Origin of the sequence: Pleomorphochaeta sp. DL1XJH-081 (assembly GCF_049310885.1) — a bacterium.
Classification (GTDB): domain Bacteria; phylum Spirochaetota; class Spirochaetia; order Sphaerochaetales; family Sphaerochaetaceae; genus CAYZJV01.
The window spans coordinates 1-1,077 of record NZ_JBMDYO010000024.1 but is presented as its reverse complement, the minus strand read 5'-3'; the positions used below and the strand labels follow the sequence as shown (position 1 = coordinate 1,077).

The window sequence follows — 1,077 nt, the reverse complement described above, 5'->3', positions numbered from 1 at the left end:
CTGGGATTCGACCGGGTGATGGAAGTCGCCTATGGCGCGGATTGCGACACAATCCTACTCGCCGAAAAATACACAACCAAACAGGGAAAATTTCTTGGAACTTCCTGTTGCCCTTCGTGGGTCTTGACCGCACGAAATTCCTATCCGGATCTGGCGGAAAATATCGCCGACAGCTATACACCGATGGTGGAGACGGCGAAGAAGATCAAGGAATCCGATGTACATGCGAAGGTAATCTTCATCGGACCATGCATTGCCAAGAAGTATGAGGCACTCACCACCGAAGTGTCGGGATATGTGGATCATGTCTTGACCTTCGAGGAGCTTGCGGCGCTCTTCGTTGCCTTCGAGATTGATCTCTCGACAATCGGGGAGAGTCCTGCCATTCAGGACGCGAGCATGCTCGGGCGCGGATATGCGAATGCTTCGGGAGTCGGGAATGCGATCATCAGGACAGCAGAAGAGAAGTTCGGTATAACGGACATCAGCTTCGAAAAAGCAGACACCCTCTCCGATTGTCTTGAGATGCTGAAACATATCGACAAAGGTAGTACCTGTCCGGATCTTGTGGAAGGAATGGCATGTCCCGGAGGATGCGTAGGCGGTCCCGGTACATTGGCTTCACCTCCCACGGCGGCACGGCACGTGGCAAGGTTTGCTTCATCGGCACCCTTCGAGTTTCCCTTGTGTGATAAAATCGAGAGTTAAATATAACCAAATAATGAAAATAAATCCTAGCCATCTTCTTTCATAAAAGGTATCAGTTTCGTAAATGGGTCACTGCATCCTGTGCACTATCTTTTTACTCGCATTGTTGTTAGGCAAGCTAAACTTGATTCCCTTCTCTACTCAAGATGCCTACCCGCCTATCGTCAACGGTTGGTATTTTGTCACCGGGTTGTGCTCAACAGTTGTTGACGATTTTATTCTGCTTTTAAATTCTTACTCACTCTATGGTGGATTCTATATAAGTAAGCCTCACTCAGAAAGCATTCTCAGGAGTCATGACCACCGGCATAGCCGGTGGCTTGCTGTCAGCCCTGTAAGGGCCTGATACCGGCAGCAGCTAAAGCTGCG

At 49.5% G+C, this 1,077-nt stretch carries 1 protein-coding gene; it reads left to right on the top strand.

Annotated features, from left to right (window positions below):
* On the top strand, positions 1-708 hold a 708-nt coding region (locus tag ACODJP_RS13730; RefSeq protein ID WP_422482461.1), incomplete at its 5' end, for a [Fe-Fe] hydrogenase large subunit C-terminal domain-containing protein.
* Between the last annotated feature and the right edge of the window lie 369 nt (positions 709-1,077).